General features: G+C 40.9%; 19 protein-coding genes and 1 other RNA gene. 15 read left to right on the top strand and 5 right to left on the bottom strand.

Going from position 1 to position 18437, the window contains the following annotated elements:
• Nucleotides 1–132: 132 nt before the first annotated feature.
• Nucleotides 133–1299, bottom strand: coding sequence for a choice-of-anchor tandem repeat GloVer-containing protein (locus D1367_RS11895; protein ID WP_118166641.1), 1167 nt, complete (start codon nt 1297–1299; stop codon nt 133–135).
• 1244 nt (nt 1300–2543) lie between these two features.
• Between D1367_RS11895 and argC the strand changes: the two genes are divergently transcribed.
• The 14 genes from argC to queF all read left to right on the top strand — a co-directional run bounded on the left by argC (nt 2544) and on the right by queF (nt 13635).
• Nucleotides 2544–3515, top strand: coding sequence for an N-acetyl-gamma-glutamyl-phosphate reductase (argC, locus tag D1367_RS11885; RefSeq protein ID WP_118171357.1), 972 nt, complete (start codon nt 2544–2546; stop codon nt 3513–3515).
• A gap of 430 nt (nt 3516–3945) precedes the next feature.
• The gene (locus tag D1367_RS11875) at nt 3946–4152 is read left to right on the top strand and encodes a hypothetical protein (RefSeq protein ID WP_118166639.1); all 207 of its coding nucleotides are present in this window, start codon (nt 3946–3948) and stop codon (nt 4150–4152) included.
• A 678-nt stretch (nt 4153–4830) separates the two neighbouring features.
• Entirely contained in the window at nt 4831–5472 is a 642-nt protein-coding gene (locus D1367_RS11870) for a beta-carboxysome protein CcmP (protein ID WP_118166638.1), read from the top strand.
• Between the two features lie 10 nt (nt 5473–5482).
• On the top strand, nt 5483–6289 hold the full coding sequence (locus D1367_RS11865) for a pentapeptide repeat-containing protein (RefSeq protein ID WP_118166637.1): 807 nt from the start codon (nt 5483–5485) through the stop codon (nt 6287–6289).
• A gap of 146 nt (nt 6290–6435) precedes the next feature.
• Complete coding sequence (locus D1367_RS11860; RefSeq protein ID WP_118166636.1) at nt 6436–6933, top strand: helix-turn-helix domain-containing protein; 498 nt, start codon at nt 6436–6438, stop codon at nt 6931–6933.
• 22 nt (nt 6934–6955) lie between these two features.
• A complete protein-coding gene (locus D1367_RS32170) occupies nt 6956–7156 on the top strand; it encodes a hypothetical protein (protein WP_228674536.1) in 201 nt (66 codons plus the stop codon).
• On the top strand, nt 7140–7640 hold the full coding sequence (locus D1367_RS11855; RefSeq protein WP_244945000.1) for a transposase: 501 nt from the start codon (nt 7140–7142) through the stop codon (nt 7638–7640). Before D1367_RS32170 ends, D1367_RS11855 begins: the two co-directional genes overlap by 17 nt.
• A gap of 914 nt (nt 7641–8554) precedes the next feature.
• Complete coding sequence (locus D1367_RS32770; protein WP_118166635.1) at nt 8555–9898, top strand: calcium-binding protein; 1344 nt, start codon at nt 8555–8557, stop codon at nt 9896–9898.
• Nucleotides 9899–10147: 249 nt separating this feature from the next.
• Nucleotides 10148–11593 carry a PQQ-dependent sugar dehydrogenase gene (locus tag D1367_RS11845; protein ID WP_181985151.1) on the top strand — a complete coding sequence of 482 codons (1446 nt, stop codon included), beginning with the start codon at nt 10148–10150 and terminating at the stop codon, nt 11591–11593.
• A gap of 89 nt (nt 11594–11682) precedes the next feature.
• Nucleotides 11683–11949 carry a YciI family protein gene (locus D1367_RS11840; protein ID WP_118171354.1) on the top strand — a complete coding sequence of 89 codons (267 nt, stop codon included), beginning with the start codon at nt 11683–11685 and terminating at the stop codon, nt 11947–11949.
• Between the two features lie 38 nt (nt 11950–11987).
• An RNA gene (gene ffs / locus D1367_RS11835) (signal recognition particle sRNA small type) lies at nt 11988–12084 on the top strand.
• A gap of 25 nt (nt 12085–12109) precedes the next feature.
• The gene (locus D1367_RS11830) at nt 12110–12496 is read left to right on the top strand and encodes a phasin family protein (protein ID WP_118166633.1); all 387 of its coding nucleotides are present in this window, start codon (nt 12110–12112) and stop codon (nt 12494–12496) included.
• 156 nt (nt 12497–12652) lie between these two features.
• Entirely contained in the window at nt 12653–13051 is a 399-nt protein-coding gene (locus D1367_RS11825; protein WP_118166632.1) for a hypothetical protein, read from the top strand.
• Nucleotides 13052–13215: 164 nt separating this feature from the next.
• Complete coding sequence (gene queF / locus D1367_RS11820; protein WP_118166631.1) at nt 13216–13635, top strand: preQ(1) synthase; 420 nt, start codon at nt 13216–13218, stop codon at nt 13633–13635.
• A gap of 101 nt (nt 13636–13736) precedes the next feature.
• On the opposite strand, the gene D1367_RS11815 is transcribed toward queF, so the two are convergent.
• The gene (locus tag D1367_RS11815) at nt 13737–14972 is read right to left on the bottom strand and encodes an RNA-guided endonuclease InsQ/TnpB family protein (protein WP_118166630.1); all 1236 of its coding nucleotides are present in this window, start codon (nt 14970–14972) and stop codon (nt 13737–13739) included.
• Nucleotides 14973–15038: 66 nt separating this feature from the next.
• Here D1367_RS11815 and tnpA point away from each other — a divergent pair, with 66 nt between their 5' ends.
• The gene (tnpA, locus tag D1367_RS11810) at nt 15039–15452 is read left to right on the top strand and encodes an IS200/IS605 family transposase (protein ID WP_118166629.1); all 414 of its coding nucleotides are present in this window, start codon (nt 15039–15041) and stop codon (nt 15450–15452) included.
• Nucleotides 15453–15615: 163 nt separating this feature from the next.
• On the opposite strand, the gene D1367_RS32765 is transcribed toward tnpA, so the two are convergent.
• From D1367_RS32765 to D1367_RS11800, 3 genes are all read right to left on the bottom strand, one after another.
• A complete protein-coding gene (locus D1367_RS32765) occupies nt 15616–15741 on the bottom strand; it encodes a hypothetical protein (protein WP_276469600.1) in 126 nt (41 codons plus the stop codon).
• Between the two features lie 380 nt (nt 15742–16121).
• The gene (locus D1367_RS11805) at nt 16122–17519 is read right to left on the bottom strand and encodes a cytochrome c biogenesis protein (RefSeq protein ID WP_118166628.1); all 1398 of its coding nucleotides are present in this window, start codon (nt 17517–17519) and stop codon (nt 16122–16124) included.
• A 30-nt stretch (nt 17520–17549) separates the two neighbouring features.
• Nucleotides 17550–18290: a cytochrome c biogenesis protein CcdA gene (locus D1367_RS11800; RefSeq protein ID WP_118166627.1), complete on the bottom strand. Its 741-nt coding sequence runs from the start codon at nt 18288–18290 to the stop codon at nt 17550–17552.
• Between the last annotated feature and the right edge of the window lie 147 nt (nt 18291–18437).

The raw sequence follows: 18437 nt of genomic DNA, 5'->3' as shown, positions 1-18437 counted from the left end.
CAATTTGGTTATCTACGAATGTCTTTTCCACTTTCAGATAGTTCAGTAAGCGTAAATATCTGAAAATGGAAAAATCCACATTTTTCTAATCTACGTTCTACTATTTATTAGGCAGGTAGATTGTATTTGAGGCTATGGTGTAAATTTAAACACAGTTCCTCCTCCAGAAGCGCCTTCAGCAGAGGTAGTACCGTAAAATGCACCATTAAATTGAATTAGGGTAGACTCTGGCGTTGCCCCATTCGTGCCATTAAAACTAACCAACAAAGTGAGGGTTCCTCCAGGTGTCAACCGATAGATGCCTCCTTTATTATTTGCACCACCTGTAGAAGTCGTACCGTAGAAGTTACCGTCGCGTCCTTTTGTGAGTGCAGCTGTGGGGTTGGCCCCATTGCTACCATTAAAACTGGCAACTAAAACTGGTGTACCGCCACCGACCGGAAACCTGAATATAGCTCCTCGATTACTGGCTCCACCCAGAAAACTTGTGCCATAAAGAAATCCACCATCTTCAATTAATGCAGACCGGGGATTTCGCCCATTAGCGCCACTAAAGTTATATGAAGTTATTGCTCCTGCGGAAGTTAACTTGTATACCACACCATCATTAGTTGCTCCACCTGCTGAGGCGCTGCCATAGTAGTTTCCGTCACTACCTAATTGCAACCTTGCTAATGGAGTTGCTCCATTAGTACCGTTGAAGTTAACTAAGATAGTAGGGACACCACCAGTCAGAGGAATCCTGAATACAGTCCCTCTGCCGTTGACCCCACCAGCAGAAGTTATACCCACCAAATTTTTGCCATCGCTATCTGAAATCAATCGACCTGCTGGGTTGGCTCCATTAGTGCCATTGAAATTTAAAAGAGTTGTCAAGTTTGTAAAAGTTGTTTTTTCCAACTTAAACAACGTACCGAGGTTATTTGTACCACCTGTAAAGGTTGCACCATATAGATTGTCATCACTTGCCTGGAATAATCTAGCAACTGGGTTAGTTCCATTGGTTCCAGTGAAGTTAACTAGTGTGGTCAGAGTACTAAAAGTAGAACCAGTTAATTTGAATGCTGTTCCTTGATTTTGCGAACCACCTGCGGAAGTGGTTCCATAAAGATTGCCATCCTTCCCTGGAAGCACACCTGCTCTTGGGGCTGCTCCATTAGTACCGTTGAAATTTACAACGGTTGTTAATGTTTGTGCAGAGGCTTGTTGCAAGGGCAATACCATTGGAGACGCCAACACAGCCAGAGAAGTTAAAATCAATACGCTATTTTTGCTTTGACGTTGTTTGTACAGTTTCATCTTGTTCACTTAACTCCTACAAAAGTTTGCTCAGACACGAACCCGAAATAAATCTCCAGCCTAATTTTTAAGACTGCTTTGCCGAAGGTGATTTCACTGTGGGCGTAGTCGCTTATTCGTTTTAATAAGGCTGGAGATTTATTTTTATGGATCTCCCTCAGAATGGGGATAGCGATTCTCGTATGGGTGCAATCCGCTATGAGGCGCAAGACTTTGCACTCCTCAACAGATATGTATTCCATACAATTGAAAACAGCTAGAATGGCTTGGTCTAACGGATTTTGTAGTACCTGATATCACAAATTAGTGTGATATCAGGTACTATAAATTCGTTGATTTCAACTAGCTATTTAGTGAAAAATCACCAGAAATTCTGGTATATCTTGGTCAGAAAGAATTTACAAATCCTCTGGCTGTTTATACCACAATGAGTGTATTTACACTTAAGTTAATTGCTGAAAATGAGAGCATTAATGATGTCGATAAGTAAGATAACATACTCATTATTTTTTAGATGTCGTGAGCAACACAAAAAACTTAAATTTAACTTTTATCTCTGCTATAGCAATCCGATTTTACTTTTGAAAAAAACTAAGGGAGAATACCAGTTTGGGTGATACAATCAATTTTTGGTGTTTTCTTTTCATTATTTGTTTTGACTTATAGGACTTATGCATTGACAAGAAATACTAAATATGGCTCAGTTTAAAAGCCACATCTTTTGTAAGGCCACAGCATTGCTCATACGTGTCAACTTAACCTGAAACCCTGGCAATGACGTTATAAGCTAAACCACATCTAGTTTGCATATTCAAAATGAATATAACTCTTGTCGGGTGGGCATCTTGCCCGCCCTAATTATGCAATTTTATTTGTGGAACAGCTTATCAAGACTACTCAATTACCAATTAAGTCCTCGGAACCCTTTCCTTAATCCCCTCCCCTTACCAAGGGGAGGGGAGACAAAGCGTAGCTTTGGCGGGGTGGGGTAAAACGCTTGTGGGATAAGCATTTTAACTTAAGTTGACACTAATGAGCATTGCGCCGTGCCCCTACAGCATGGTGTATTGACCATCGCACGATAATTAAGAAAAGCCTGAAATAACCTATTTTTAGTCAATGCACATCACGATGCATTTGTACAGTGCGTAAGTCCTAAATTAATATAATTCATTTACTAGAGGTCAAGTAAGTATTAATCGGTCAAAATAATACTACTCACAGATCAGGATGCTGGACGCATGATTACTAAACCTAAGATTTTCATTGATGGCGAATCGGGAACCACAGGCTTACAGATTTACTCACGCCTCAATCAACGGGATGATATCGAGTTAGTTAGCATTGAAGCATCTAAACGTAGGGATGCAACTGAGCGAACTAAACTAATTAATGCCGTCGATGTTGTCATTCTCTGCCTACCTGATGATGCAGCCCGCGAAGCTGTTAGCTTAGTAAGTAGTACTACGGTTAAAATCCTTGATGCTAGTAGTGCCCATCGCACAGCTAATAACTGGGTATATGGTTTTCCTGAACTAAATCCAGGACAGCGAGAGAAAATCGCCAGCGCCCAGTTTGTCAGCAATCCAGGATGTTATCCCACAGGATTTTTAGCCTGTATCCGTCCGTTGATTGCCAAGGGAATTTTAAAGAGTAATTTTCCCATCACCGTTAACGCAGTGTCAGGTTACTCTGGTGGCGGAAAGAATCTGATCAAACAATACCATACCTTCCATGAACAGGAAGCTGGAGGAGAGTCGCTTTATCCTTATGGTATCTACGGTTTGCAGTTTGGACATAAGCACGTCAAGGAAATGCATCATTACTCAGAGTTAGCATCGCCGCCGCTATTCGTACCCGCAGTAGGGGATTTTGAGCAAGGAATGCTGGTTCAGGTGCCTTTGCCGTTGGGGACTTTGGATAATCCACCATCAGGTGAGGTTATTCATCAAGTAATTACTAACTACTACCAAAGTGAAAAATTTGTCCAGGTTGCTCCATACCAAGATTCTACTCTGCTGCGAGACGGAATATTTTTGGATGCGCTCATAATGAACGGCACCAATATTGTTCAAGTTTTTGTATTCGCCAATGACACAACCAAAGAAGCATTGCTAGTTGCTCGTCTCGACAACTTGGGCAAAGGCGCATCGGGAGCCGCAATCCAAAACTTAAACATCATGCTAGGCTTTCCAGAAGAGTTGGGATTGTTATGAAAGAACGTTAAGCAATAGGGAAAAAGCAGTAGGGCTTTACTCCATGTTTAATGACTAATGGCTTGTGCAAGACAGCAATAACTATTATGAGTGCGTAAATTGCTCATTTTAAAAAGCAAAAAGGCAAATTGAGAAAGCAATCTGCCTTTTTGCTTGCTGAATCTACCGAAATGAGAAAGCAATTACGCATTTTGAGAAAGCAATATGCCTTTTTGCTTGCTGAATATACCGAAATGAGAAAGCAATTACGCATTTTAAGAAAGCAGTATGCCTTTTTGCTTATTGAAATTGACGCAATAATTTGCATAATTAGGGCGGGCAAGACTAATACCAATTCACGAAAATCTTGATATGTATAGATTTATCGTAGGGGCATGGCAATGCCATGCCCCAAAAGAGCCTATTTGTATCATTATTAAAGTGAAATGGTATGAGGCGTGAGCGCTCAGTCGAACGCTGTCCACCCGACAAAACTTTAATTGAATGTGCGATCGCCAACTGTGATAACCTCACTAGAAGAAGCGACGATGGTCAAATTGTGGTAGGAAAATATGGTGGAGCGATCGCAACTGAGTTTGTGATTACCCTGCCAGTCAAAGTTATGCAAACAGTCTGTTATTTCCTTGTTTCCACCTAGACCACGACTTGCCTAATTTGTCAATATATAAATCCTAGTACTGTGAGTTTGATTAGCTGCGGTTTTGGCAGCATATTGAAGATATCCGCAGAAGTCCAGTGGATTTTTCCCGCTTCAGTTTAGCTATTAAACTTTTCTGTCTAGCAAAAGCCTTGGTGATTAGGACATCAACAGATGATAAAACTTAGACACAAAAAGACTTTTCACCCAGTCCCCAGCGATGCACTGAGCGCAGTCGAAGTGTCCCCAGTCCCCAGTTCCCAGTCCCTTGCCATAACATCAACTTTATCAGTAAATCAAGACCACTTGGGCATTGCAGACAGCGATTTGTGTGTAATAAAGCTTGTACAATTGTCAAGGCGGTTTAACAGCCAGAATACTTCTCAGGCGTAAAATTTATCGACAGCAAAATTTTTCTACTCTGTGTTTTTCCATGCTTCACTTGTGGCAAAACTGACAATTCAGGTCATCTGGAAAAGCCCACGAAAACCTAACCCCCTAACCCCCTTCTCGTGTCGGTAAGTGGGAAAATTCAAAGTCTCTCTCCTTAAAGGAAGAGAGAAATAGAAGAGAGGTTTTCCCGATACCGATGAATTGTCAGGTAGCAAAAATGCCCCAACTTAGGCGCTCATATCTTGCAATAGATAACTTTTACCCTTATGACTGGAGAGCAAAATTTTGGGAATAGAACTACGCAGTTTCGTATTTCTCGACAGCCTGCAACCTCAACATGCAGCATATATGGGAACAGTAGCTCAAGGCTTCTTACCATTACCAGGAGATACATCACTGTGGATTGAAATCTCTCCTGGTATCGAAATCAATAAAATTACGGATGTAGCCCTGAAAGCTGCCTCCGTCCGTCCGGGAGTACAGGTAGTTGAACGACTGTACGGACTATTGGAAGTTCATTCTAGCTCCCAAGGCGAAACGCGAGCTGCTGGTCAAGCCATTTTGGCGTTACTGGGAGTCCGAAAAGACGAATGTCTCAAACCGCGTGTTATTTCTAGCCAGATTATCCGCAACATCGATGCTTACCAAACACAACTTATTAATCGCACACGTCGGGGACAGCTACTACTAGCAGGGCAAACGCTGTATGTATTAGAAGTGGAACCTGCTGCTTACGCCGCACTCGCTGCGAATGAAGCTGAGAAAGCGGCGGCGATTAACATCCTTGAGGTTCAAGCTGTAGGCAGCTTTGGACGGCTTTACTTAGGTGGAAAAGAACAAGATATTCTAGCAGGTGCTCAGGGAGCGTTAACGGCGATTGAAAGTGTAGCAGGTCGGGTAAATCCTCTGGGTGGGCGTCAGGAGTAAAGGAGAGAAAATGGCAAATCGAGAGCATCTAGCTTTACTCAAAGCAGGTGCAGTTACATGGATTGAGTGGAGAGAGAAAAATCCTCAGATTGAACCAGACCTCAGCGCCGCAAACTTGCAAGGGGATAACCTCAGAGGCGCAAATCTCCAGGGGGTAAATTTGAGCAAGGTGGATTTGAGTAATGCTTTACTCGTGCGAGCAAACCTCAGTGGTGCTGACCTGAGTAGTGCCAACCTATACAAAGCCTTCCTCACTGAAGCTAACTTGAGTGATGCTAACTTGAGTGTTGCTAACTTGAGTGGTGCTATACTTACACAGGCAGATTTGAGTCATGCTAATTTCATTGGAGCAGACTTGAGTGAGGCGAATCTTAGAGGCGCTGCGATCGCTCATGCTAATCTAATTGGAACCGACTTAAGAGGCGCTAACTTGAGAGATGCCGATTTAGGCGCAGCAAAACTAATGCGGACTAATCTCTCTTTTGCCAACCTCATTGAAGCTAACTTGATTGCAGCCGACCTCAGCGAGGCAAGTTTGTATGATGCAGAAGTATTGGGGGCTTATCTTTATAAAACTGACCTTTACAAAGCTAATCTAAACAAGGCTCACTTCAGTGGTGCTTACCTATTGCGGGCTAACTTAAGTGAAGCTGATTTGAGTCAAGCTGACTTGAGTTGGACTAACCTCAGAGGTGCGAATTTGGCAGGCGCGAATCTCAGAGAAGCTAACCTTAGAGGAGCCGACATTAGAGGAGCTAACCTCATCGGCGTAAATCTTCAGGAGACAATTATGCCTGACGCTTCGAGGCACCATTAATTAACAAAAAAAAGTGATTTTGACGTAAGGATTCATTTTTTGGAGTTTAAACTAGTACAGCACGGCGTAAATAAACCCACTATTTTTGTGGGAGAATAAGTAATTAGATTAAAACTACTTTTTGTTGACAGGTAAGGAGTCAGGGTGTGGCACGATTAGCTCCAAAAGAATTAAATTTAAGCGATTGCGATCGCTTAGAACTGCAACAGTTGCTAAACCGACATAGTACAGAGCAACAAATAGCACTACGTGCAAAAATAATTCTCTTAGCATCAGAGGGGAAAAATCATGGCGAAATTGCCCGAACATTAAATATAAGTCTGGACATGGCCCGTTTATGGCGAAACCGATGGTTTGAAACTAGCGATAAAAAGTTGCCTATTTTCGACAGATTACAAGACTCGGAACGTATTGGAGCACCAGTAAAATTTAGCATGGAGCAAGTAATCGAACTATTTGCCCTTGCATGTTCAAAACCCGAAGACTATGGACGACCAATAAGCCATTGGACGAACCGAGAGCTAGCGGACGAAATTATAAAGCAAGGCATTATTGAAAGCATATCTGTCCGCCATGTTGGAAGATTATTAGAAGAGGCAGAACTTAAACCAGACCAGAGCCGCTACTGGTTAACCCCCCCCTGAAGATGAAGAATTTGACACAAAAGTGGAAGATATTACTGACTTATACATCAGTGCGATCGCTCGTTATCAAGATGGAGAGCGCACAATATCGATTGATGAAATGACGGGTATTCAAGCTACAGAACGTTTAGAAAAAGACTTACCGATGCGACCAGGTAAAGTTGAAAGACGGGAGGAAAGAGTATATTCGTCATGGTACACAAACTTTGATAGCCAATTTTGATGTTGCCACTGGTAAGATTATCGAGCCTAATTGTGGAGATTCTAGAACCGAAGCCGATTATCTCCTCAATATTCGCCGAATAATTGAAAGTGACCCCAATGCCAAAAAATGGCATTTAATTATGGATTGTCTTAATACTCACCAGTCTGAGTCGCTCGTTCGCTTGGTTGCGGAAAAAGAATGTTTGAATATAGACCTGGGTATTAAGGGAAAAAGTGGCATACTTAAATCGATGAAATCTCGTGCTGCTTTTTTGAAGAACCCAACACATCGAATTGTTTTCCATTATACACCTAAACATTCTTCTTGGCTTAACCAAATTGAGATTTGGTTTAGTATTTTGGTTCGTAAATTACTAAGAAGAGCTAGCTTCAAGAGCCAGGATGACCTCAAAACTCGAATTCTCGGATTTATCGACTATTTTAATAAAACAATGGCTAAACCTTTTAAGTGGACATACAAGGGTAAAGTCTTGGCTATCTAATACTTGGTTTATTTACGCCGTGCTGTACTAGTAGTCTGTCAATAAATAATTTACGGATAGATTCCTTGTAGAGACGGCGATTTATCGCGTCTTGTAGAGACGGCGATTTATCGCGTCTCCCTAACCGTCAAAATGAATTTGACAGACTACTAGTAGTCTGTCAATAAATAATTTACGGATAGATTAAGAGTCAATACAGTTCAGTTAAGCCCAAAAACCTTGGTAAAGACGCGAAATTTCGCGTCTCTACAGGTCTAAAATTAGTACCAAAAATCCTTAACTGAACCGTATTGGATTAAGAGTAGAGCGATTTATCGCGTCTCCCTAACTTAAAGGAAGCATATAAAATTTATGTAAAGCTTAAGTGTTATTAAGCTCAAAAAGGTTATTCATAATATATCAATTTAACTTATGTATTTTACAATGTATTTCTTTAATAGAAAAATATTGATTTTACAAAAGAAAAACGATATTGAAACCTAACTTAACGATAATGTTGCATTTAGCTGAAAAATCTCGCAAATTTTTCTCAAAAAAACAGTAATTTTTAAAAAAACTTAATTAAAATTTATAACCCTTATTAACAGTATTAGAAATCCAAAAGATTAGATTTTTAAGATTTGCTAAAGAATTTGACGTAACTTTTGTTTCATGTTAATTAAGTAATTATAGGTAAGTTAAAAAATATGGGAAAAATAATCAAAATAAATTTTGACCCAATTACTTACCATTTTGCATAATCAACTAACCAAATCAATAATTGATATTATTTTATCTAAGTAATATTGGTATTAATTAGGTTAAAAACATCTGCATTTAAACTTACAGTTTTAAGTAATCGACATTCAACTTATAAACAGTTCTGTGACTGAGGCCGAAGTTAGGCATTAGTTTAGAAATTCAGGAAAAATAATATGGCAGTTATTTTCGGCACTACAGATCCTGACACCACAAATGGGACATTGGAAAATGATACGATATATGGCTGGGCTAATGGTGGTAATGCCAATAGTTTGTCTGGTAACGATATCCTAGATGGTGCAGATGGTAATGATAATCTATTTGGCGGGACGGGAAACGACAGTTTAATCGGTGGACTTGGCGATGACACACTTGATGGTGGCTTGGGTACTGACAGCTTAAGGGGGGGAGTAGGCGATGATACTTACGTCATTGACAGCGCTACCGATACCATTACCGAGTTTACTAATTCAGCCATAGATACCGTCCGGTCTTCTGTCCCCTACACACTCGGTGCCAATCTGGAGAACCTGAGACTCACCGGAACTAAGGGCATCAACGGGACAGGTAACAGTCTTAATAACATAGTGTTTGGTAATATTTACAACAACACTCTGAATGGGAGAGCAGGCGATGACACGCTAGATGGTAATAATGGCAATGATACCCTCAATGGTGACGAGGGTAATGATAGTCTACAGGGCGGCCCCGGCAATGACGTACTCAATGGGGGGTCTGGAAACGACATCCTCATCGGTGTTTTCCCTGGTAGTTCTCTTCCACCTGGATTAGGGGAGATTGATACCTTAACTGGGGGCGTTGGGATAGATACATTTGTCCTTGGGGACGCTATAAATGTCTACTACGACGATAAAAACACTACGAATGCTGGTTTTAGCGACTTGGCTACTATTACTAACTTCAACCCTAGTGAAGATCAAATAGAGCTAAAAGGCTTGCCAAAAAACTACCGCTTGGAATCTGTTGGAGCCAATACACAAATATTTCTAGACAAACCTGAAGCAGAACCAGATGAGATCATAGGTATTGTGGAGGGGGTAGTAAACCTCAGATTTGATAGTAACAATTTCCTTTTCTATGAGCCGGAAAATGCTGGACAAGCTACAAACAATACACTAGCCAGCGCTGAAAGATTAGGTTCTTTATCATCAGCCTCAGAATTTAATCTCGCAGGTGAGTTAGTAACAGTTCAACCGGGGGACAATCCTGATTTCGACTTTTTTACATTTTCTCTAGCAAATCCAGGAACTGTCACTATCACTGCGGCGACAACAGATGATACAGTTATCGGACTGTTTAACAATGCTGGGATTTTACTACAAAGTGATGACGATAGTGGCCCCGACTTTGGGTCATTAATCACACGTCCATTGGTTGCTGGAACCTACTCAGTTTCAGTGAGTAAATATGCTTTCTTCCCCCAAGATGGCGGAACTTTCTCTGGTTCTAGTGATAGCAACCCGGCTCCTTATACGCTAGAAGTCAGTTTGGCATAAAAATGAAAAGACTATTTATAAGCTAAGTAGGCAGGCATAACTAACATCAAATAAAATCCTAGTTCGTAGTGAGCGATTCATCGCTCAAAACCAGGATTATCAGGACTAAAGTCCTTACTACAAACTTTAACTGATTGACGCCGAGCTACTTAGTACCCATTGCTCATTTCAAGCGATAATCTCTAAAATTGTTTCCTTTCTAAAGAAGATTTAGCAAGAAAATCATCTGACTATTTTATGAAGACAATAATGAATAGCATTAACTCATCCAACCAAAAGCAACGCAGATTTATCGGTAAATTCGCTCTCAAAAGCTACTTTGTTGCCGCTAAAACGCTGTTATTTACAATAGTTCTATTAAATTATGGCGTTACTGGAGTAAATGCTGCACCTAAATCCCTGCGTCCTGATATTCAGATTCGCAATATTACAGATACCTTATCAGTCTCTCCTTCTGTTCGGATTGTAAAAGATCCACGAAACAATACGCTCTATTACCTCAAACAAAATGGTGACATTTATCGAGTCAATTTAGGCTTGTCTAATAGTACACTTGTGTACACCTCTAGCGATCATAATGCAGGTGAGACTCAAGGTATGGCCATTGGCCCCAACGGCACAATTTATTTGGTTGGCAATGCAGACCTTGTGAATAACCAGACCAAAGCAATTATTGTTAAAGGCGAAATTAAGTCGGGTACAGAACAGCGCGTCTGGTCTGTCTTAGCTAAAAGTGCAGGCTATCCCAAAAGCAAAACAGCCTATGACCATCGCTTCAACGGCATAGTTGTTAGCCCGGATGGTAATTTTATCTATGTAAATAGCGGTTCTCGTACCGATCACGGTGAAGTTCAGTCTGTTAATGGGCTATATCCTAATACTCGCGAAGTCGGATTAACCGCCTGTATAATCCGTCTTCCTACTAATGGCAAAAATATTTTTCTTCCAAACGATCGCCCAACTTTAAAGGGAGCCGGCTATATTTTTGCAGAAGGAGTACGTAATACTTTCGATATGGCCTTTGCGCCCAATGGGGATTTATTTGGCACAGAAAATGGCCCCGATCGCGACATGTCAGAAGAATTAAATTGGCTCCGTCAAGGTGGTAATTACGGCTTTCCCTGGCGGATTGGCGGGACAGACAACCCACAACAATTTCCCAATTATGATCCTGCCAAAGACCTTTTGTTAAGCCTCAAATTTAACGCCGTCCAAAGGGGCTACTTTCGTAACGATCCAACCTTTCCTGTTCAGCCTGTAAACTTAATTGAACCAATTGCTAATTTGGGGCCGGACGCAGACAAATTCCGCGATCCTCTAGATGGCAAAGTCAAAGACGCCAGTGTTCTTGGGCAAAGTGTGAGTACTTTTACAGGACACCGTTCTCCTTTAGGCTTAGTTTTTGATACACAAGGAGTACTGAGTCCAGAATTCAACAGAGATGGATTCATGCTGAGTTTTACAACAGGCGATCCCACTGGCGAAACCGTAGCAGGCCCTTTTAATGATTCTGGGCAAGACCTACTGCATTTAAAGTTAACTAAAGTAGGAAATACTAACTATAAATTGAATGCTACCCGCATTGTTGAAGGTTTTAGTAATCCCATTGACGCTGCGATTATCGGCAATAAAATTTATGTTATAGAATATGGTGGAAATCAAGGAATTTGGGAAATCACTATGCCGACTAGATAAAGCAGACTGAGTATTACAGTCTTACTTTTATAGTCCGACCCGAACGTGGTTGAGGCAGGAAGTCCTTAGCAATGGGAGATTACAAGCAGATGCCGTGGTTTGTCAAAATTGAAGAAGGGAAAGTCGATAAACCTACCTTTGACCAATATGTACCTGCCCACAAAGCCTACATTCAGGACTTGATTGCTAAAGGACACAAAGCGCGAACAGGCTATTGGGCAGAGCAAAGAGGCGGGATGTTGCTGTTTGAGGCAACCTCAAAGGAGGAAGCAGAAACAATTGTAGCTGATGACCCATTGGTGAAACACGGCTGCGTCAACTATCAGCTTTATGAATGGCGGATTGTTATGGAATAAGACACACATTACTGACTTTTAATGTTATGCTTTTAGAAGACCTGGATCTATGCGATCGCAACACCCAAATCTTGTCAGAACCGGAAGGTAGCAGCAACACGGGAGGCTTGTGATAGGCGTAGTCTCCGGGTCGCCCTATTTGTAGGAGCGGTCAGGGAAAATGGCTGGTTTTGGAGATATTGTTCAAAAAGCTTTTTACCTCGGTGTTGGATTAGCTTCTTACGCAGGTGAGAAAGCAGGGGGAAAATTAGCCGAAGTGCGATCGCAAGTCCAAAAACTGGCAGATGAAATGGTGGCAAAGGGCGAAATGAACACCGAAGAAGCCCGCCGCTTCGTTGAAGACATGATGAAGCAAGCCCAACAGCCCCAAGCATCTGGTGAAACCTCTGAAAAAACACCTACTTCTGAACCTCGCCGCATTGAAATTTTAGAGGAAGATGAAGAACCAACGGTGAAAGAGGGATCAACTGATGAAAACACAGAAAAATTACGCGACGAAGTGCTAAAGCTACAAGACGAGTTAAAACGATTGCAACGCGATCAATAAAAAGCATTATTGGAGCGAAATATTAGTAAGAAGTGGCATTTTGACATGGCACTTCAGATAGAAACTTGATAAGATACATTGCTTAGTGTGTACTCTAGTTCTTTAAGCCAGATAACACAAAGCGTCCTGTTTATAGCCTGCAAAGGTGTCAAGTTTATGGAACAGTGGCAAAAAGATTTAGTAGAGATCGTTGAAACAGTGGCTGATGAAGTAGAGCGTTTCTTCCTGGGAATGAGTGAAATGGTAGACGCTTTTTTTGAGCTAACGGAAGAAATTACCGAGCAAGTCCCTAACATTGCCATTGAAGTCGATCAGTATTTACAGGATTTGACTGAACCAATGTTTGAAGCTTACTGGGAACTGGAAGACATTATAGCAGATGTAGATCCAGGTTTTCCTTATTCTGTTGAACCCACAGCCGAAAAAAATCCTGCCTGTATTGGTTGTACTCACTATCACGGTCAAGTTTATAGTGGTAATTTGTTAGTTTGTGCCATGCATCCCCACGGTTGTGAAGATGAGAATTGTCCAGACTGGGAGAAGGAAGAGTATTGAGTTAGGAGTTAGGAGTTAGGAGTTAGGAGTAGAGACGCGATTAATCGCGTCTGTACAGGAGTTAAGAATAAAATTACTAAAAGGACGTAAAGATAAGTAAAATAACTAATAACTAATGACAAATGACAAATGACAACTGACAAATGACAAATGACAAATGACAAATGACAACTGACAAATTACCTGAAAGTTTAACCCAGGCAAGCCAAGAAATGAAGTATGGCGAACGCGATATTGCGGAAGGTAAACTAATTACCTTTCCTAATCCGCGCGTGGGGAGGCGATATGACATTAGCATTACTTTGCCGGAATTTACTTGTAAATGTCCGTTTTCTGGTTATCCTGACTTTGCGACAATTTACGTTACATATATACCTGATGAACGGGTAGTGGAATTGAAGGCGCTTAAGCTTTACATTAACAGTTACCGCGATCGCTACATTTCTCACGAAGAATCAGCTAATCAAATTCTGGATGATTTTGTAGCTGCTTGCGATCCGTTGGAAGCCACTGTGAAAGCAGATTTCACGCCTCGTGGTAATGTACATACTGTGGTTGAAGTGCGTCATTATAAGCATCCATAATGAAAACTTTGGCTTGGAGAGAGGACTTAACTCCTCTCTACGAGACGCTAGGTGAGCAAAATCAGGACTTTTGACTCAAGTTGATCAAATAATGCGATCGCCTACTGTAAAGTGACATACTCCCACACTCCCCTTCGGGTGAGTGAGGGCTTCTCAATGACTCCTAATCCGGACATTACTTGAGCTTTAAGACCGTGTGCCCCACGGTTCTTTATGTTTATAGCCGCGTTTAAATCTCTGCACAAGCTTGCATGACATACAGGACAATTATGCATTCTTTGAGATAGCGGTTTTTTGACTTTATGACCACAACTAGAACATTCAAGGCTAGTTCCGTTTGGATTCACAGCGATTACTTTTAAACCAGCGTTCTCGGCTTTGTTTGAAAGTATTGATATGAATTGACCCCATCCAGCGTCATTTATACTTTTAGCCAATCGTGTTTTAGAAAGTCCTTTAATATTCAGCTTTTCAACAGCTACAACATCATACTTATCAAGCAGTGATAAAGCTATTTTGAAGTGAAAATCTTTTCTAGTGTCGGCAACTTTTTTGTGTTGCCTACCCAATTGTTTTATCGCTTTTTTACGTCGGTTAGAGCCTTTCTTTCTTCTAGAAACTCTACGCTGTACTGATTTTAATTTACTTTCAGCTTTTCGGAAAAATTTTGGTGCTGATATTCGGTCATTGTCAGATGTGACGATAAAATCAATTAGACCAACGTCAATACCAACGATATTATCAGCCTTGAAATCAGGTTTGATAGTTGGTACAGTCTTATCGTCAAGACTTAGGGTTACATAATACCCGTCCGCTTTTTTAGTTACTGAAACTGTTTTAATATCAAAACCATCAGGAACTTGACGATGAACAATTACTTTTACATCCCCTATTTTTGAGAGTGTAATCTTGCTGTTATCAAAATGCTGTCTTTTGAATTGGGGATAAGTAAAAGTTTTGTATTGACCTTTACCTTTAAAGCGTGGTCTACCAGACTTCTTACCATTGATATCACCCTTTAACCATCTATCAAAAGTAATCTCAACTTTTTTTGGTACTTCTTGCAACACCTGGGAGTGAATGCTTTTGTACCAAGGTCTATCAACTTTTAGTTGCGTTAGCGAGGCTTTTTGATTGTAATAGTTTGGTTGTTCTCTTAATTCTGGAATATGACAAATTAAAGGACACCTATCAATAGAACAGCGGTTTTGCTCATACCAATCAAACCTTTGAGCAAGCAGATAATTATATTGATAACGCAACTTTTCTAGCGTGCTATCAATTTTTTCTGCTTGCTCTTTTGTCGGTTTAATTCTGTACTGGTATGAAGTTCTCACCTGTTCGACCTAATCAGCGTTATTTTTTTAATATACACTGAATTGAGCAACTGTACCACAATCCCTATGAAAAATGACTTTGTATCAAAAGGGCGTTCTGTAAGTGACCTTAAAGCTCATCTTGTCTTGACTACAAAATATAGAAGAAAAGCGTTCACAAACTCAATGCTAGAACGCTTACACCTTATTTTTGAAGACTTGCTAGTTAAGTGGGATTGTAAACTGGTTGAGTTTAATGGTGAGGACAACCACGTAAATCTACTTTTTCAGTACCATCCAGACTTAGAATTAAGCAAACTTGTGAACAATTTAAAGTCTGTCTCTTCAAGAAGATTGAGACAGGAGTTTGCAGATCACCTAGAAAGTTTTTACAGTCAGGATGTGTTTTGGAATGGTTCTTATTTTATTGCTAGTTGTGGAGGGGTTACAGTATCCACATTGCGTAAGTATATTGAAGATCAACAAAGCCCAGAAAATTAATATTTTGTTCATTCCTTATCGACCAACAACACTGATTAAGCTACGCTTAATTTCGCTCGTTGGTCAATTCGTCACTCACGCGCAATTCATCTCACACCCCGGTATAGTGGGTGTGAGATGAATTGCTGTTTCAGCTAAAAATTAGGGAACTCCAAAAAATAAATTATTCCACATTCAAGTCGTTGACTGTTGACTGTTGACTGAAAACTCGTGAACCGTCAACGGTCAACAGTGAACAATAGCAATGGAATATTTTTTTACTTGGAAGTCCCTTAGTAGTCTGTCTCATTAAATTTGAGGGATAAGAGAACGAACCGCAGAGGCACAGAGAACGCAGAGAGAAAGAGAGAAAGATTCTAAAACTTGGAATACTCTAAGCATTGTTGATTTGACAGACTATTAGTTATTCTGCAATCTTTTTTGCAGCAGATTGCACTTGAAGCACAACTTTATTTGACAAAGGGATATATCCGAGTTCCAAACTGGATTATTAACGGTATAAGGTAAATGCGTCCCTTGAATTGAAGTTGAGCAGACATAACAATCTTTTATTTCAATGTTTAATAAATACCTCTAGTAATTTTCCAATTTGTAGAAATTTTTAAACGCAAAGGTACGCAAAGTAATCCTCTGCGTTCCTCTGCGATTTCCTTTGCGCCCCTGAAGCGTTTAAACCTCAATCGCCTTTTCTTTCTCCTCACTTTTTGGCTGTGAAGTCAGTCGATCTAAAATCTCCAAAACCTCTTGTTCAAAAGCAACTTGGGCGCGATTAGTTTTGCCACCAACGTACAAGCGATCGCCTTTTTGCAATGCCCATATTTGGGAATGAGAAAAGTAACTCATTACCACACCCAGCATTAGTAAACCAAACCCTGAGTAAACAATTGGTATACCTGGATCGGCTTTAATTTGTAAGCCAGTGCTACCAATCACATCCAGAATTTTTAGCTTCACGCCATTAACTTGGGTAGACATCCCCGCCCGGACAGTATCAACGAGTTTGCCAGTGGCATCATAAATTAATACCATCCCTTGCAAATCTTTGGCTAGCAAAGAGACACCCTCACTCAAATCAGGTTTCGTAGGAACCCACGTTCCCCAAATGCGCCCTTGTCCCTTGGTGTTCAATAGCGCCATTGGTAGCTGAAAAATGGGGCTGTTGTTAAATTGGACGCGAACACCTGCAATTCCCCAATCAGTTTGATAGAAAGTGATGCCATGATAGCGCAGAGGCTCGTTGACAAAAATCTTTTTGTGGTCAATTTCCTCGCCCTGCTTATTCAAGACAGACATATCCGAATAAAATTGATCAATGCCGCCAGATGGTGTGTAGTCAATCCAAAAACGATTGACGCGCACAGACCAATCTTTCGAGATTTGGGTGGCTAAAGGGCCAGCATCGACAATATTTGTCACTTGAAATGTATCGCCACTAGCAACCATTTCCTGAGCCAAAAAACCAGTCATCGCTCCCCAAATTCCCCCGATCAGAATAGCGACGATGCCAATATGAACGATAATTGGCCCGATGCGTCCTACTATTCCTTTGCGTGCGTAAAGGAGATTTTCTTTTTCTTGATCTGGAAAAATTTTATAGCGACGTTTCTGTAATATTTGGCTGAGAGAATCTAAGGAACCACTATCTAGTTCTGCACTTAAAGCTAACTTTTTAAATTGCCGTGGTTCGTCGTAATATTTCCAGCGCTGGGCAGCTTTTAAGGCTGGTAACTGTCGGGTAAATGAACAAGCAGTTAAGCTAGTGCCAAATAAAATTAGTAATGCTAAAAACCACCAAGTACGATATACGTGGTCTAACCCAACTACCTGAATTACCTTCCAAGTTAAGAAACCAAACAAAGCTGGATGTTCTGGGTAGTTAGCCTGGTAAAATGCGGGTGACTGACCTTGCTCAATTACAGTACCGGTGGAGCTAAAGATGGCAATCAATAGCAGTAGTGCGATCGCTAGTCGTAAGTTAGTCAGTACAGGCAAAAGCTCTTGCCGTAAGAACTGCCCAGGTACTGCCCACCATTTTAATTCTTTCGACGCTGAATCTTCTAAAGTCATTATGTGTAAAATCTAACAAAGGTATTGATATTAAAAACTGCCAAGGGGAATTCGAGAAATTAAAGAAAATACACCGAATCCTACCAACAGCGCCCCGCTAACTGGGTTAATCCAACCAGACCAGCGACGCAATTCTAGTAATTTTTTAATTGAAGCTGTAAAAGTACCCGCTAAAATCAGTGGTGCTACATAACCGGCTGTGTAAGAAAGTAGCAAAACAGCCCCAAAAATTAAGTCTTGTGTATTGGCAATCCAACCCAACAAACTAGCTAAAACAGGTGTGCTACAAGGGGATGCGACTAAGCCGAAAGTCAGCCCCAGCAAATAAGAACGCAATCCTGCTGGCAAATCTGGCGAAATCCAATTCGTTTCGCCCAAGGATGGAAATTGCAAAGGTAGCGCTTCTAATAAGTTCAGCCCCATAAGAATGGCGATAATGCTGACGATAATCGGCAAACCAATTCCTACTTGACCGTAGACTTTTCCGACAAAAGCTGCTATAATACCCATCCCTGCCAATGTAGTTGCTAAACCTAAAGCAAACCAAGTTGATTGGGCCGCTGCTTGGAGGCGGCTTTTAGCTTCATAACCGCCGATGTAACCAATGGTAATTGGCAGCATAGAAAGCATACAGGGTGTAAGACTGGTAAGCAAGCCAGCAGCAAAGATAATACCAACGCTTACCACGCTAAGGTGTGTTAGTTGGTTAGAAACGACGATGTTGGCAAATTGTTCTAGTTGGTAAATTTGGGTTTGCAGGTTATCAAGCATAGAAGTTTATGAGCGGGAAATGCTTACTCTGCTTGAATTTTAGCTTATTTTTAGTTTGTGAGTCAGCAGAACGTAATTATCCAAACCTAATATCATCTAAATTTCATCTGTCCAAGGAAATGTATTTAAAATACAATTAAGCTCGAA

The sequence above is a fragment of the Nostoc sphaeroides genome (assembly GCF_003443655.1).
Taxonomy (GTDB): domain Bacteria; phylum Cyanobacteriota; class Cyanobacteriia; order Cyanobacteriales; family Nostocaceae; genus Nostoc; species Nostoc sphaeroides.
The sequence above is the reverse complement of the archived record's forward strand: the minus strand, read 5'-3'. Positions and strand labels throughout refer to the sequence as shown.

What these genes read in the sequence shown, in the direction of transcription:
- D1367_RS11840 (WP_118171354.1), top strand. Translation starts at nt 11,683, where the DNA reads ATGCCGTGGTTTGTCAAAATTGAAGAAGGGAAAGTCGATAAACCTACC.
- queF (WP_118166631.1), top strand. Translation starts at nt 13,216, where the DNA reads ATGACAACTGACAAATTACCTGAAAGTTTAACCCAGGCAAGCCAAGAA.
- D1367_RS11865 (WP_118166637.1), top strand. Translation starts at nt 5,483, where the DNA reads ATGGCAAATCGAGAGCATCTAGCTTTACTCAAAGCAGGTGCAGTTACA.
- D1367_RS11805 (WP_118166628.1), bottom strand. Translation starts at nt 17,519, where the DNA reads ATGACTTTAGAAGATTCAGCGTCGAAAGAATTAAAATGGTGGGCAGTA.
- D1367_RS11875 (WP_118166639.1), top strand. Translation starts at nt 3,946, where the DNA reads ATGAGGCGTGAGCGCTCAGTCGAACGCTGTCCACCCGACAAAACTTTA.
- D1367_RS11800 (WP_118166627.1), bottom strand. Translation starts at nt 18,290, where the DNA reads ATGCTTGATAACCTGCAAACCCAAATTTACCAACTAGAACAATTTGCC.
- D1367_RS11845 (WP_181985151.1), top strand. Translation starts at nt 10,148, where the DNA reads ATGAATAGCATTAACTCATCCAACCAAAAGCAACGCAGATTTATCGGT.
- D1367_RS11895 (WP_118166641.1), bottom strand. Translation starts at nt 1,299, where the DNA reads ATGAAACTGTACAAACAACGTCAAAGCAAAAATAGCGTATTGATTTTA.
- D1367_RS32770 (WP_118166635.1), top strand. Translation starts at nt 8,555, where the DNA reads ATGGCAGTTATTTTCGGCACTACAGATCCTGACACCACAAATGGGACA.
- D1367_RS11830 (WP_118166633.1), top strand. Translation starts at nt 12,110, where the DNA reads ATGGCTGGTTTTGGAGATATTGTTCAAAAAGCTTTTTACCTCGGTGTT.
- tnpA (WP_118166629.1), top strand. Translation starts at nt 15,039, where the DNA reads ATGAAAAATGACTTTGTATCAAAAGGGCGTTCTGTAAGTGACCTTAAA.
- D1367_RS32765 (WP_276469600.1), bottom strand. Translation starts at nt 15,741, where the DNA reads ATGAGACAGACTACTAAGGGACTTCCAAGTAAAAAAATATTCCATTGC.
- D1367_RS11825 (WP_118166632.1), top strand. Translation starts at nt 12,653, where the DNA reads ATGGAACAGTGGCAAAAAGATTTAGTAGAGATCGTTGAAACAGTGGCT.